A 14,100-nucleotide genomic window follows, 5' to 3' on the forward strand; every position below is an offset into this window, starting at 1 on the left:
CGCTCCGCCCCGTTGGGTCAGGTTACCAAGAGGGCAGCATTGGCCAAGGACCGATCACAGCGCGATGACTATACCGACCCGCTGCGCCGGCTGCTGCTGGGTGTGCTGGGCCTGTGTCTTGCCGCGATCTTCCTGGTCTGGCGAATCGACAGCCCGCGGGTAGAACAGTTCCGCGCCCAGGTCGTCGACGCCGTCGTGCCCAACATGGAATGGGCGCTTACCCCGGTGACCGCCACAATCAACCTGATCCGCGACTTCCAGAGCTACCAGCGCCTGACCGAGCAGAACCGCGAGCTGCGCAGCGAATTGCGCCAGATGCAGGCCTGGAAAGAGGCGGCCTTGCAGCTGGAACAGGAAAACGCCCGCCTGCTCGACCTCAACAACGTGAGGCTCGACCCGCGGCTGACCTTCGTGACCGGGGTGGTTATGGCCGACAGCGGCTCGCCCTTCCGCCAGTCGGTGCTGCTGAACGTCGGCGCGCGCGACGGCATCGTCGACGGCTGGGCGGCGATGGACGGGATCGGCCTCGTCGGCCGGATCTCGGGCACCGGGGCGACCACCTCGCGCGTCATCCTGCTGACCGACGCGGCGAGCGCGGTGCCGGCGACGATCCAGCCCTCGGGCCAGACCGCGCTCATCAAGGGCGACAATACCGCCGCGCCGCTGATCGACTTCCTCGAGAACCCCGACACCGTGCGCCCCGGCGACCGGGTGGTGAGTTCCGGCGACGGCGGCGTCTTTCCCGCCGACCTGCTGATCGGCCAGGTCGCGGCGACGCCCTCTGGGCGGCTGCGAGTGCGGCTCTCGGCCGACTACGAGCGGCTCGAATTCCTGCGCGTCCTGCGCCACCACGGCACCGAGACGGTGAGCGATCCGGGCGGGCTGGTGCTGCCCTTGCAGGACGCCGTGCCCCAAAAGAAAGTGGCGGGCGATGGCTGAACGGGCCAGCGCACATGTCTGGGCCATGCGGGTGGCCTTTGGCGCCCTGGCGCTGACGATCATGTTCTTCCACCTGATCCCGCTCGACACCCTGCCGCGCCGCTGGGCGCCGCCCGACCTGCTGCTGGCCTTCGCCTTTGCCTGGGTGCTGCGCCGGCCCGAGTTCGTGCCGCCCCTGCTGCTGGCCGGCATCATGCTGCTGGCCGACCTGCTGTTCCAGCGCCCGCCGGGGCTCTGGGCGCTGCTGGTGGTGCTGGGGGCGGAATACCTCAAGTATCGCACCGCCGGCCTGAGCGAGGCGAGCTTCATCGGGGAATGGGCCGCCGTGGCGCTGGTAGTCACCGGCATCACCCTGCTGAACCGGCTGATCCTGGGCATAATGATGGTGCCGCTGCCGGCCTTCGGTCTGGGGGTGATCCAGATGGTGCTGACCATTGTGGCCTATCCGCTGGTGGCGCTGGTCACCCAGGCGCTGATGGGCGTGCGCCGCCCGACGCCGGGGGATGCCGGCGCCATGGGAGCACGCGGATGAGACGCCAGCACCGCGATACCGAATTCTCGCACCGCAAGCTGTCGCGGCGCACGCTGGTCGTGGGCGGGCTGCAGCTGGGTTTCGTCGGGATGCTGGCGGCGCGGATGCGCTACATGCAGGTCGAACAGGCCGACCAGTTCCGCCTGCTGGCCGAGGAGAACCGCGTCAACATCCGCCTGATCGCCCCGACTCGGGGCGAGATCTTCGACCGCAACGGCGTGCCGCTGGCGCGCAACGCGCCGAGCTATCGCATCATCATCGTCCCCGAGGATGCCGGCGACGTCGAGGAGGTGATCGCCCGGCTGGCGACGCTGATCGAGCTCGACCCCGAGGAGCTTGCCCGCGCCCGCACCGAGATCCAGCGCACCCGCACCACGCCCTTCCTGCCGGTGACGCTGGCCGACCGGGTCGACTGGGAGGCGCTGAGCCGGGTCGCGGTGAACGCCCCCGCCCTGCCCGGCATCACGCCCGAGGTGGGCCTGACCCGGATCTATCCGCGCGATGCCGATACCGCCCATGTGATCGGCTATGTCGGCCCGGTGTCGGATTACGACCTGTCGCGGATCGAAGACCCCGAGCCGGTCCTGCGGATTCCGCGCTTTCAGATCGGCAAGGTCGGGCTGGAGGCGCGCGAGGAAGAGCGCCTGCGCGGCAAGGCGGGCGCCAAGCGGGTCGAGGTCAACGCCACCGGCCGGGTGATGCGCGAACTCGACCGGCGCGAGGGGCAGCGCGGCACCGACCTGCAACTTTCGCTCGACGCCGAGCTGCAACGCTACGTGCAGGCCCGCCTCACCGGCGAAAGCGCCAGCGCGGTGGTGATCGACTGCGAGACCGGCGACCTGCGCGCGGTCGTCTCGGCGCCGAGCTTCGACCCCAACCTCTTCGTGCGCGGCATCTCGGTCGCCGATTACCGGGCGCTGACCAACGACGACCACCGCCCATTGGCCAACAAGTCGGTGCAAGGCGCCTATCCGCCGGGCTCGACCTTCAAGATGATCACCGCGCTCGCGGCGCTCGAGGAAGGACTCGTGCGGCCCAATGACACTGTCTACTGCCCCGGCCACCTGGAGGTCTCGGGCCGCCGCTTCCACTGCTGGAAGCGCGCCGGGCACGGCCATGTCGACCTCGAGAACTCGCTGAAGCAGAGCTGCGACGTCTACTACTACGACCTCGCCCTTAAGGTCGGGATCGACAAGATCTCGGCCATGGCCAACCGCTTCGGCCTGGGCATCCGCCACGACATCCCGATGTCGGCGGTCGCCGCCGGCCTGACGCCGGACCGCGAGTGGAAGCAGCGGGTCCACAAGCAGGACTGGCTGGTCGGCGACACCGTCAACGCCTCGATCGGCCAGGGCTACCTGCTGGCCTCGCCGCTGCAACTCGCGGTGATGACCGCCCGGATCGCCACCGGGCGCGCCATCGACCCGCGCCTGGTAAAGTCGGTGGACGGGGTGGAAACGCCGGTGACGGGCGGCGGCTCGCTCGGTCTCAACGAAAACAACCTGCGCCAGATCCGCAAGGCGATGTTCGCCGTCTCCAACGACCGGCGCGGCACCGCATATCGCGCCCGGATCATCGACGACGCCTTCCGCATGGCCGGCAAGACCGGCACCAGCCAGGTGCGCAACATCACCGCCGCCGAGCGCGCCTCGGGCGTCATAAACAACGCCGACCTGCCCTGGGCCCGGCGCGACCACGCGCTCTTCGTCAGCTTCGCGCCCTTCGACAAGCCGAAATACGCCTGCTGCGTGGTGGTCGAACATGGCGGCGGCGGCTCGACCGTGGCCGGCCCGATTGCCCGCGACGTGCTGCTCCAGGCGCTCTACGAGGGCACCCCGCCGCTCGCCGCCTACCCCGAAGCCGACCGCAACCGCATCAAGGCCCAGCAGGAACGACTGCAGCGCGAACAGATCGAACGCGCCGGCACCGAGAGCGGCCGCGCATGAGTTATCTTGAGTATAACGTCAAATCGACGCCCAGCGGCCTCTCCAAGGTGCTCTACCTGAACTGGGGCCTGACGCTGCTGATCGTAAGCGTCGCCGGCGTCGGCTTCCTGCAGCTCTACTCGGTCGCCGGCGGCTCGCTCCAGCCCTGGGCCGAACCGCAGATGAAGCGCTTTGCCCTCGGGCTGGCGGCCATGCTCTTCGTCGCCATGGTGCCGATCTGGTTCTGGCGCAACGTCTCGGCCCTGGGCTATGCCGGGTCGGTCGTGCTGCTGATCGCGGTCGAGCTGATCGGGGTCGAGGGCAAGGGCGCGCAACGCTGGATCGACATCGGATTCATGCGGCTGCAACCCTCGGAGCTGATGAAGATCACCCTGGTGATGGTGCTGGCCGCCTATTACGACTGGCTCGCGCCCAACAAGGTCTCGCGCCCCTTCTGGGTGCTGGTGCCTGTGCTCATCATCCTGGTGCCCACCGCGCTGGTGCTGAAGCAGCCCGACCTTGGCACCGCTATCCTGGTGTTGGCGGCGGGCGGCGGGATCATGTTCCTGGCCGGGGTGCACTGGGCCTATTTCGCGGTGGTCATCGCCTCGGGCGTCGGCCTGGTCGCGGCGGTCTTCGAAAGCCGGGGCACCAGCTGGCAGCTCATCAAGGACTACCAGTTCCGCCGCATCGACACCTTCCTCGACCCGGCCTCAGACCCGCTGGGCGCAGGCTATCACATCACCCAGTCGAAGATCGCGCTGGGATCGGGCGGCTGGGCCGGGCGCGGCTTCATGCAGGGCACCCAGTCGCGGCTGAACTTCCTGCCCGAGAAGCACACCGATTTCATCTTCACCACGCTGGCCGAAGAATTCGGCTTTGTCGGCGGCGTCTCGCTGCTGACGCTCTACGCGCTCATCATCCTGTTCTGCATCGCCACTGCGCTGGCCACCCGCGACCGCTATTCCTCGCTGGTGACGCTGGGCATCGCCATCAACTTCTTCCTGTTCTTCGCCGTGAACATGTCGATGGTGATGGGCCTGGCCCCGGTGGTCGGCGTGCCGCTGCCGATGGTCAGCTACGGCGGGTCCGCCATGCTGGTGCTGATGGCCGCCTTCGGGATCGTGCAGAGCGCCCATGTCCACCGCCCGCGCGGGCGCACGAGGTAATCCCATGACTGTCAACATCCTTTTCGCCGCGCTGCCCCAGCGCTGGGACAGCTACCGCGAGCCGCTGAGCACCGCCCTGCGCGAGGCCGGGATCGACTTCGACCTGCGCACGGAGTTCGCGCCCGCGGAGGTGGACTACATCGTCTACGCCCCCAACAGCGCGGTGCAGGACTTCACGCCCTACACCCGGCTGAAGGCGGTGCTGAACATCTGGGCGGGGGTCGAGAAGATCACCGGCAATCCAACGCTGAAGGTGCCGCTGACCCGCATGGTCGACGAGGGTCTGACCCGTGGCATGGTCGAATACGTCACCGGCCATGTGCTGCGCCACCACCTCGGGATGGACAAGCACATCCGCGGCCTCGCCCCCGGCGACTGGCCGCAGGACTTCCCGCCGCTGGCGCAGGACCGCCGGGTGACGGTGCTGGGCCTGGGCGAACTCGGCGCGGTCTGCGCCACGACGCTGGCGGGGCTGGGCTTTGACGTCGCGGGCTGGAGCCGGTCGCCCAAGACGGTCGAAGGCGTCAGCTGCCATCACGGCGATGCGGGGCTCAAGGCCGCGCTGACCCATGCCGAGATCCTGGTGCTGCTGCTGCCGGATACGCCGGCGACGCAGAACCTGATCGACGCCGAGGCGCTGGAGCGGATGCCGATGGGCGCGATGATCGTGAACCCCGGCCGAGGCCCGCTGATCGACGACGAAGCCCTGCTCGCCGCGCTGGATGCGGGCCATATCGGCCATGCCACGCTGGATGTCTTCCGCGTCGAGCCACTGCCGGCCGAGCATCGCTACTGGACCCACCCGCACGTCACCGTCACGCCGCATATCGCCTCGGAAACCCGCGCGCCCAGCGCCTCGCGGGTGCTGGCCGAGAACGTGCGCCGCTTCGAGGCGGGCGAGCCGCTGCTGCACCTCGTCGATCGCACCGCCGGCTACTGAGGGCGCGGCGGGGTAAACCCCGCCCTACTCCTTACGTCCCCCGCGGATCGAGGCCCTGGGCCAGCACCGCATCGCGCCCCAGCACGTAGGTGTGGATCGAGAAGACCACCGCCCGGCTGCGCTCCAGCCGCACCAGGCACTGCCGCTCGCTCCTGAGGTATCCGCCGACGCCCGGCTCGGGGCGCGGCCGCCGCTCGCTGGCCCGCCGGGGCTGGTGCAGCGCGGCGTCGACATACCACAGCCGGTTGAACCGCCAGAGCGGCATCCCCACCCGCACCCCGTCGAACAGCCGCTGCACCCGCGCGGCGATCCCGGCGTCGTATTCCGCCACCGGCTCGTGGATCCCGAGCAACGGACGCCCGGCCTTCTCGGACAGGGTCCAGCTTGCCGGGAAGCAGAGCACCGCCGCCGTCAGCACATGCTCGTCACCACGCTTTTCAAGGATGCAGAAGTCTTCCTGCACCAGCCGGCCCAGCGTCGCCATCGGGTTGGCCCGGTCGATCGACACCCGCACCCCGTCGGCGCGCGTCACCGTGTCGACGGCATCCGGCGCAATGGCCTGCAGAACCGTGTCGAGCAGCTCCTCGGCAGCAGGCCGCGCCGCCTCTTCGAGGTAGAGCACCGCCTCGGGCCGCCCGGCGATCAGCTGGTCGCGCAGCGCCATCTGCCCGGCAAAGGCCTCGTCCGCCACCAGCCAGTCGCCCATGTCAAAGGGGCGGATCCCCGGCAGCGGCGGCTGGTCGAAGGGATCGAAGGGAATGCGGGTGTGCAGGACATCGGTCATGCCCGCTGGTTAGCCGCCCCCGCGCGCGCTGTCGTGCCGAAAACGACATGCCGTAGCGTCGCTTGCGGGGCGGACGGGCCATCCAGCCCCCCGCAGGATACGCGCGTCAGACCGAGGGGCCCGCCGATGACCACGCATTACCGAGACACCCGCAAGATCGACCCGACCCGCGGCGCGACGCTCGCCGACGGCAGCGCCAACAACGACGACCGGATCGAGATCGGGCCGACGCGCCTCGCCATGCAGGAATGGGCCGCGAAGGGGCTGATCCTGCCGGACCTGCCGAGGATGCGCGAGCACCGCTGGAAACGGCTGACAAAGGCGCTGGAGACCCGCGACTATGGCGGCCTGCTGATGTTCGACCCGTTGAACATCCGCTATGCCACCGACTCGACCAACATGCAGCTCTGGAACACCCACAACCCGTTCCGCGCCTGCCTGCTCTGCGCCGATGGCTACATGGTGCTCTGGGACTACAAGAACTCGCCCTTCCTCGCCCAGTTCAACCCGCTGGTGCGCGAGGTGCGCTCGGGCGCCGACCTGTTCTACTTCGACCGGGGCGACAAGGTCGACGTCGCCGCCGATACCTTCGCCAACGAGGTGCGCGTGCTGATCGCCGAACACGGCGGCGGCAACATGCGCCTTGCCGTCGACAAGGTCATGCTGCACGGGCTGCGCGCGCTCGAGGCGCAGGGCTTCACCATCGAGGAGGGCGAGGAGGTCACCGAGAAGACCCGCGCGGTGAAGGGCGAGGACGAGATCCGCGCCATGCGCTGCGCCATGGTGGCCTGCGAGGCCTCGGTGAAGGCGATGGAGGATTTCGCCCGCGCCAAGGTCCCGCTAGGCAATACCTCCGAGGATGACATCTGGGCGGTGCTGCACGCCGAGAACATCCGCCGCGGCGGCGAATGGATCGAGACGCGCCTGCTCGCATCCGGCCCGCGCACCAACCCCTGGTTCCAGGAATGCGGCCAGCGCGTGGTGCAGGACAACGAGATCGTCAGCTTCGACACCGACCTGATCGGCGCCTATGGCATCTGCATCGACATCTCGCGCAGCTGGTGGATCGGCGAGGCGAAACCGCCGCAGGAGATGATCGACGCCATGCGCCATGCGCACGAGCACATCATGACCAACATGGCGATGCTGAAACCGGGCGTGACCATCCCCGAGCTGACGGCCAATGCGCACCGCCTCGACGACCAGTATCAGGCGCAGAAATACGGCTGCCTGATGCATGGCGTCGGACTGTGCGACGAGTGGCCGCTGGTCTCCTACCCCGACAAGGCGGTGCCAGGCGCCTTCGACTATGCGCTGGAGCCCGGCATGGTGCTCTGTGTCGAAGCCGCCGTCGGCGCTGTGGGCGGGGCTTTCACCATCAAGCTGGAAGACCAGGTGCTGATCACCGAAACCGGCTACGAGAACCTGACCACCTACCCCTTCGACCCGCGCCTGATGGGCTAGGCCATCAGACTCAACCGCCTCAACGCGGCGGGATCAGCACTATCTTTCCGGCGTGGTCCTTCCGGCCGAAGGCCTCCTGCGCCTCGGCGATCCGCTCCAGCGGGTAGGTCGCGGCCAGCAGCGGCCGAATCTCCCCGGCCTCGATATAGGCGACGAGGTCGGGAAAGACGCGCTCGTCCCAGGCGGTGCAACCGATCAGGGCGAGGTCCTTGAGGTAGAGGTCGCGCAGGTCGAGTTCCACCACCGGCCCCGCGATCGCGCCCGATGTCACATAGCGCCCGCCGCGCCGCAACAGCCGGAGCAAGGCGGCAAAGCCCGCGCCTCCGACATTGTCGATCACCACGTCGACGCATTCCTCCCCCAGCGCGGCAACCGGATCGTCCTCGCGCAGAAGGACCGTATCCGCCCCGATGGCGCGCACCGCATCCGCCTTGGCCGCCCCGGTGATCCCGATCACCTCGGCCCCGCGCCGCTTTGCCAGCTGCACGACCGCCGATCCCACGCCTCCCGAGGCGCCCGGCACCAGCACGCGGGTGCCGCGCCCGACACCGGCGCGGGCGACCATGTTCTCGGCGGTGCCATAGGCGCAGGGGATCGAGGCGAGCTCGGCGTCGCTCCAATTGCATCCGACGGCAAAGACCTCGCCGGCCGGCACCTTGACGTATTGCGCGAAGGCCCCGTCGAAGTTCGAGCCGAGCCAGACCGTCGTCGGATCGCCGAACCCATGCGGGCGCATGCAGGCGCGCACCAGCACCCGCTGGCCGATCCGCGAAGCCTCTCCGCCCGGCCCGACCGCCACCACCTCGCCGCAGCAGTCAGTGCCCTGGATCAGCGGAAAGGGGGTGGCCCCGTTCCAGCCGCCGTCCCGCAACTCGGGATCGCCGCCGGTCTCACCCGTGCCGGCCCGGACGGAAGAGGAATACCACCCGAGCCGGGTATTGATCTCGGTATTGTTGACCCCCGCGGCCAGCACCCGGAGCAGCACCTCGCCCGGCCCCGGCTGCGGCACCTCGACCTCGCGGTAGTCGAGCTTGTCGTAGCCTCCGATCCCGGTGGTCACGACGGCCTTCATCAGGCGGGGAAGCTGCGGCATGGCCGGATCTCGCTGTGCGGGGCCTCTTGCACCGACCATACACCGATTGGCCCGGCGATCCAGAACGCCGCTCCGAGCCAAAGAAAAAGGGCGCGGCCCGCAGGCCACGCCCCCTGTTCCAGGATCCGGGAAGGATCAGCCGCGGGCCTTGCCCACCAGCTTCCAGGCCGCCGGCAGCAGCAGCGCCGCCAGCACCAGCTTGAGCGCGTCGCCCAGCAGGAAGTTGGTCATGCCCCACTGCATCACCCAGGCCGCGCCCTTGTCGGCGAGGAAGAGGTAGGCCATCCAGGGCATCCCGAAGGCATAGATCACCGCGTTGCCGATCAGCAGCGCCGCGACCATGCCGCCCACGCTCTGCGACCAGCCACGCTGTGCCAGCCAGCCGACGAGGCCGGCAGCGACGGCGAAGCCCACCAGGTAACCGCCGGTCGGACCGGCCATGTAGGCCAGGCCCGCGCTCTCGCCGGTGAAGACGGTCACGCCCAGCGCGCCCAGCGCCAGGTAGCCGAGCAGCGTCGCCAGGCCGAGGCGCATGCCGTAGGCCGCGCCCAGGGTCAGCACCGCGAAGGTCTGCATGGTGATCGGCACCGGCCACATCGGCACGCGGATGTTCGCGGCCGCGGTCAGCACCGCGATGCCCGCCACCACCAGCGCAACCTGCTTGGCGCGCAGTCCCAGGCCTTCGCTCGGCCCCACCACCTCGGCCAGCGCGCCGCGGTTGATTGCAATCGTCATGTCCCGGTCTCCTCATTGTCCCGATACTTGCCGGGATAGATGCATGACCCTGATCCCTCTCGCAAGCCACTTTTGCACATGCAGCAACGACGATGCGCTTGATTCAGATCATGTTCCGCGTCCGTGAAAGCCGCCAAAAGGGGTCAAACGCCTATTGACGCCCCAGGAGAATGACATGGGACTGTTCCGCAAGATCGCCGAAAGCAACGACCTCGTCACCGGCATGACCAGCCGCCTCGGCATCGACATGGCCGAGCGCATGATGCGCAACCCCGAGCGGGAAACCAGCCTCGTGCGGTCGATGGCCATGGCCTGCATGGGCTGCAACGGTCACCTGTCCTGCGCCCTGCTTCAGGCCGACAGCGACCATCTCGACGCCGCCCCCGACTTCTGCCGCAACCGCGAGACCCTGGCCGCGCTGCAGGCCGCCTGAGATCAGGCCGGGCGGTAGAGCGTCTCCATCCGGTAATCCTTGCGCGGGCCGCGGACCTGCCAGACCACGCGGAACATGGGCCAGGCAGTGAAGTCATAGGCCCCGACATAGAGGTCCGGCGCGCAATCGTGCCGGTCTTCGCTGGTGACCCCGCCCGGCGCGATGCGGTGGAACAGTCGCCCGTCGGCGAAATGAACCGCGATCCCGCCCGCCGGATCGGCGCGCCAGAGATAGCGGCGCGTCCCGTTCAGCCGCTGCCCGTCGGCCAGCTGCAGCTCGACCGTTTCATCATAGACCAGGCCCTGGGCGTCCGGCGCAAGCTGCGCAAAGCCCTCGGCCATCAGCCGCTGCCCGGCCAGCGCATCGTCGATCACCCGCGACAGCGCCCAGCGCCCGGCAAAATCGGCGAGCCCCGGCCCGCCCTGCCCCGCAAGGGCATTCCGTCTCATCCCGCCGCTCCTGCCTTGCCGCGCCTGCCCGCGCAGTCTAAGAGGCCGGCATCCCCGATGTCCAACCCGAACAGGTGCCGTCAGATATGATCCCCCGCTATTCCCGTCCCGACATGGTCGCCATCTGGAGCCCCGAGACCCGGTTCCGCATCTGGTTCGAGATCGAGGCCCATGCCTGCGACGCAATGGCCGCGCTTGGCGTGATCCCGAAAGAGAACGCCGAGGCCGTCTGGAAAGCCAAGGATGTCGAATTCGACACCGCCCGCATCGACGAGATCGAGGCCGTCACCAAGCATGACGTGATCGCCTTCCTCACGCACCTGGCCGAACATGTCGGCTCGGACGAGGCGCGCTTTGTGCACCAGGGCATGACCTCCTCGGACGTGCTCGACACCTGCCTCAACGTGCAGCTGACCCGCGCCGCCGACCTGCTGATCGCCGATGTCGAGAAGCTGCTCGCCGCGCTGAAGAAACGCGCCTACGAGCACAAGGACACCGTCCGCATCGGCCGCAGCCACGGCATCCATGCCGAGCCGACGACCATGGGCCTGACCTTCGCGCGCTTCTACGCCGAGATGGACCGCAACCTGCGTCGCCTGCGCGTGGCGCGCGAAGAGATCGCCACCGGCGCCATCTCGGGTGCGGTCGGCACCTTTGCCAACATCGACCCGCGCGTCGAGGAACATGTCTGCAAGATGCTGGGCCTGATCCCCGAGCCGATCAGCACCCAGGTGATCCCGCGCGACCGTCACGCGGCCTTCTTCTCGGCGCTGGCCATCGTCGCCTCGTCGATCGAGAACATCGCGGTCGAGGTGCGCCACATGCAGCGTACCGAGGTGCTGGAAGCCGAGGAGTTCTTCTCCAAGGGCCAGAAGGGCAGCTCGGCCATGCCGCACAAGCGCAACCCGGTGCTGAGCGAGAACCTCACCGGCCTTGCCCGCCTGGTGCGGATGGCGGTGATCCCGGCGCTGGAGAACGTGGCGCTGTGGCACGAGCGCGACATCTCGCACAGCTCGGTCGAGCGCAACATCGGCCCCGACGCGACCGTGACGCTCGACTTCGCGCTGGGGCGCCTGACCGGCCTGATCGAGAACCTGGTGGTCTACCCCGAGAACATGATGCGCAACATGAACAAGTTCCGCGGTCTGGTGATGTCGCAGCGCGTGCTGCTGGCGCTCACCCAGGCCGGCGTCAGCCGCGAGGATTCCTACCGCCTGGTGCAGCGTAACGCGATGAAGGTCTGGGAACAGGGCGCCGACTTCAAGACCGAGCTTCTGGCCGACCCCGAGGTGACGGCGGCGCTCTCGCCGGCGGAGATCGAGGAGAAGTTCGACCTCGGCTATCACACCAAGCACGTCGACACGATCTTCGCCCGCGTCTTCGGCGCCTGACCGGACACCGGCACCGTTTTCCGGCACGGAAAACGTCCGGAAAATTTGCAATTTTCCGGCGCGCCCCGGCGGGGGCGCGCACGCTGCCGTGATCGGCGCGGATTTCAGTTTGACGATCCCCGCGCCCTTGCTACCTTTCGATGCATTAGGATCATCGGAGGTTGAAGACATGACGTTCAGGATTGCATTGACCGCCCTTTCCCTGTCGCTGGCCCCCTTTGCGGCCGTGGCCGAATGCTCGGGCCACGAGCAAAAGGTCCAGTCTTGCGCGCCCGGCTCGGCCTGGGATGCGGAAAACAAATCCTGTGTGAAGCAGATCACCAGCTGATCGCCGGCAAGGGTGTAACGATTGATCGCAGGCCCGGGGGATGCGCCGCCACGGCGGGTCCCGGCAGGGTGCATTGTTGAATGAAACGGAGTCAGACCATGCGAATCGCAACCGCCCTTGCCCTCGTGCTGCCGCTTTCACTTCCCGGCCTGGCGCTGGCCGCCGGCAGCGAATCCGACGATCCGCCCAAGCCGACTCCGACCACGCAGACCTGCACCGGCGTGCAGGTCTGGGACGACAAGACCCAGAAATGCGTCGATCCGAAGAAATCGGCGCTCGATGCCGACACCCTCTATGGCGCGGTGCGCGAACTGGCCTATGCCGGCCGCTATACCGACGCGCAGGCGGTGCTGGCCGCGATGCCCGACCAGGGCGACGACCGGGTGCTGACCTACTGGGGCTTCACCCACCGCAAGATGGGCCATGCCGAACTGGCGCAGGCCTTCTACGACAAGGCCATCGCCCATAACCCCGACAACCTGCTGGCACGCTCCTACATGGGCCAGGGGCTGGTGGCCGAGGGCCGCATCGACGACGCCATTACCCAGTGGCGCGAGATCAAGGCGCGCGGCGGCGAGGGCAGCTGGGCCGAGGCCTCGCTGCGCGAGGCGATCCGCACCGGCGCGACCTACAGCTACTGAAGCGCTTCAGTCTTTCTTTACGGCTCGCAGGCTAAAGTGCCCCCATCCCTCGGGACAGGGGGCATTCAGGCTGGAACGGGCAGGCAATGAAGGACGACACGATGGCGAAGCTGCCGGCGATGCCGGCCGTGCCGATGAACCTTGGGGGCGGTGGGTTGCCCAGCGGCCTCCCCGCCCCCCGCGCGCCGCTCCCCTCGGGCGGCGCGCCCCCGGCGGCGGGCGTCAAGGTGCCCCGCCCGCTCGACATGCGCGCCAAGGCGGCGATCATCGTCCGCCTTCTGCTGAACGAGGGCGCGGACATCCCGCTCGAGGAACTGCCGGATGACCTGCAGGCGCAGCTGACGCAGCAGATGGGCCGCATGGGGCTGGTCGACCGGGTCACGCTCGACGCCGTGGTCGCCGAATTCGCCGATGCGCTGGAAAGCGTCGGCCTCTCCTTCCCCAATGGCCTCGCCGGCGCGCTCGACGCGCTCGACGGCAAGATCAGCCCGCAGACCGCCGCGCGGCTGCGCAAAGAGGCCGGGGTGCGCCAGCTCGGCGATCCCTGGACCCGCCTGCGCGACATGGAGGTCGAGCGGTTGCTGCCCTTCTTCGAGGCCGAAAGCACCGAGGTCGCGGCGGTGCTGCTCTCCAAGCTCGACACCGCCAAGGCCGCGCAGGTGCTGGCGAAACTGCCCGGGCCGCTGGCCCGGCGCGTCACCTATGCCATGTCGCTCACCGCCTCGGTCACACCCGAGGCGGTCGACCGGATCGGCCTTTCGCTTGCGGCCCAGCTCGACGACCAGCCGCCCCGCGCCTTCAAGACCGCGCCCGGCGCCCGGGTCGGCGCGATCCTGAACCAATCCGCCGCCCGCACCCGCGACGACATGCTGACCTCGCTGGATGAAACCGACGCCACCTTCGCTGGCGAGGTGCGCCGCGAGATCTTTACCTTCGCCCATATCTCGATCCGGGTCAGCCCGCGCGACGTGCCCGCCGTGATCCGCGCCATCGACCCCGACACGCTGGTCACCGCCATGGCCGGCGCCACCGATGACACCACCTCGGGCGTGGTCGACTTCCTGCTCTCGAACATGTCGGGCCGCATGGCCGACAACCTCCGCGAAGAGGTCGACGACCGCGGCAAGGTGCGCCCCAGGGACGCCGAGGCGGCGATGAATGCCATCGTCGGCGCCATCAGGGACCTGGCCGAGACCGGCGCAATCGAGCTGCTCAACCCCGACGAACGCTTCGAGGAGGAGCAATAGCCGCCGCTTCCCGCGCTTGTGATCGCGCCC

Annotated in this window: 15 protein-coding genes; 11 read left to right on the top strand and 4 right to left on the bottom strand. The window is 68.6% G+C overall.

Features of this window, described 5'->3' with window-relative positions; genetic code table 11:
- Window positions 1-39: 39 nt before the first annotated feature.
- The 5 genes from mreC to IE266_RS11535 are packed head-to-tail and all read left to right on the top strand — an operon-like array spanning window position 40 to window position 5,505.
- Complete coding sequence (gene mreC, locus IE266_RS11515; RefSeq protein WP_189680239.1) at window positions 40-939, top strand: rod shape-determining protein MreC; 900 nt, start codon at window positions 40-42, stop codon at window positions 937-939.
- Window positions 932-1,471, top strand: coding sequence for a rod shape-determining protein MreD (locus IE266_RS11520; RefSeq protein WP_189680240.1), 540 nt, complete (start codon window positions 932-934; stop codon window positions 1,469-1,471). The genes mreC and IE266_RS11520 overlap by 8 nt, the downstream gene beginning before the upstream one ends.
- Window positions 1,468-3,417, top strand: coding sequence for a penicillin-binding protein 2 (gene mrdA, locus IE266_RS11525; RefSeq protein WP_189680241.1), 1,950 nt, complete (start codon window positions 1,468-1,470; stop codon window positions 3,415-3,417). Before IE266_RS11520 ends, mrdA begins: the two co-directional genes overlap by 4 nt.
- Window positions 3,414-4,565: a rod shape-determining protein RodA gene (gene rodA / locus IE266_RS11530; protein WP_189680242.1), complete on the top strand. Its 1,152-nt coding sequence runs from the start codon at window positions 3,414-3,416 to the stop codon at window positions 4,563-4,565. The genes mrdA and rodA overlap by 4 nt, the downstream gene beginning before the upstream one ends.
- A 4-nt stretch (window positions 4,566-4,569) precedes the next feature.
- On the top strand, window positions 4,570-5,505 hold the full coding sequence (locus IE266_RS11535; protein ID WP_189680243.1) for a 2-hydroxyacid dehydrogenase: 936 nt from the start codon (window positions 4,570-4,572) through the stop codon (window positions 5,503-5,505).
- A 31-nt stretch (window positions 5,506-5,536) separates the two neighbouring features.
- Here IE266_RS11535 and IE266_RS11540 read toward each other — a convergent pair whose 3' ends face one another.
- Window positions 5,537-6,289, bottom strand: coding sequence for a heme-dependent oxidative N-demethylase family protein (locus tag IE266_RS11540; protein WP_189680244.1), 753 nt, complete (start codon window positions 6,287-6,289; stop codon window positions 5,537-5,539).
- Between the two features lie 126 nt (window positions 6,290-6,415).
- Between IE266_RS11540 and dddP the strand changes: the two genes are divergently transcribed.
- Complete coding sequence (dddP, locus tag IE266_RS11545; protein ID WP_189680245.1) at window positions 6,416-7,753, top strand: dimethylsulfonioproprionate lyase DddP; 1,338 nt, start codon at window positions 6,416-6,418, stop codon at window positions 7,751-7,753.
- Between the two features lie 19 nt (window positions 7,754-7,772).
- On the opposite strand, the gene IE266_RS11550 is transcribed toward dddP, so the two are convergent.
- Together IE266_RS11550 and IE266_RS11555 are read right to left on the bottom strand one after the other, a co-directional pair.
- Window positions 7,773-8,846: an alcohol dehydrogenase family protein gene (locus tag IE266_RS11550; RefSeq protein WP_229864047.1), complete on the bottom strand. Its 1,074-nt coding sequence runs from the start codon at window positions 8,844-8,846 to the stop codon at window positions 7,773-7,775.
- A gap of 135 nt (window positions 8,847-8,981) precedes the next feature.
- Window positions 8,982-9,581: a biotin transporter BioY gene (locus tag IE266_RS11555; protein ID WP_189680246.1), complete on the bottom strand. Its 600-nt coding sequence runs from the start codon at window positions 9,579-9,581 to the stop codon at window positions 8,982-8,984.
- A 175-nt stretch (window positions 9,582-9,756) separates the two neighbouring features.
- Between IE266_RS11555 and IE266_RS11560 the strand changes: the two genes are divergently transcribed.
- The gene (locus IE266_RS11560) at window positions 9,757-10,014 is read left to right on the top strand and encodes a DUF6455 family protein (RefSeq protein ID WP_189680247.1); all 258 of its coding nucleotides are present in this window, start codon (window positions 9,757-9,759) and stop codon (window positions 10,012-10,014) included.
- Between the two features lie 2 nt (window positions 10,015-10,016).
- Here IE266_RS11560 and IE266_RS11565 read toward each other — a convergent pair whose 3' ends face one another.
- A complete protein-coding gene (locus IE266_RS11565) occupies window positions 10,017-10,463 on the bottom strand; it encodes a DUF6314 family protein (protein ID WP_189680248.1) in 447 nt (148 codons plus the stop codon).
- 86 nt (window positions 10,464-10,549) lie between these two features.
- Between IE266_RS11565 and purB the strand changes: the two genes are divergently transcribed.
- From purB to IE266_RS11585, 4 genes are all read left to right on the top strand, one after another.
- The gene (gene purB, locus IE266_RS11570) at window positions 10,550-11,854 is read left to right on the top strand and encodes an adenylosuccinate lyase (RefSeq protein WP_189680249.1); all 1,305 of its coding nucleotides are present in this window, start codon (window positions 10,550-10,552) and stop codon (window positions 11,852-11,854) included.
- An 88-nt stretch (window positions 11,855-11,942) separates the two neighbouring features.
- Window positions 11,943-12,182 (top strand): hypothetical protein, encoded by a 240-nt coding sequence (locus IE266_RS11575; RefSeq protein WP_189680250.1) that lies wholly within the window; start codon window positions 11,943-11,945, stop codon window positions 12,180-12,182.
- A gap of 98 nt (window positions 12,183-12,280) precedes the next feature.
- Window positions 12,281-12,823, top strand: a complete 543-nt coding sequence (locus IE266_RS11580) for a hypothetical protein (RefSeq protein ID WP_189680251.1) — start codon at window positions 12,281-12,283, stop codon at window positions 12,821-12,823.
- A 101-nt stretch (window positions 12,824-12,924) separates the two neighbouring features.
- A complete protein-coding gene (locus IE266_RS11585; protein ID WP_189680252.1) occupies window positions 12,925-14,070 on the top strand; it encodes a flagellar motor switch protein FliG in 1,146 nt (381 codons plus the stop codon).
- The last annotated feature ends 30 nt before the right edge of the window (window positions 14,071-14,100 follow it).

Origin of the sequence: Seohaeicola zhoushanensis (assembly GCF_014656415.1) — a bacterium.
Classification (GTDB): Bacteria; Pseudomonadota; Alphaproteobacteria; order Rhodobacterales; family Rhodobacteraceae; genus Seohaeicola_A; species Seohaeicola_A zhoushanensis.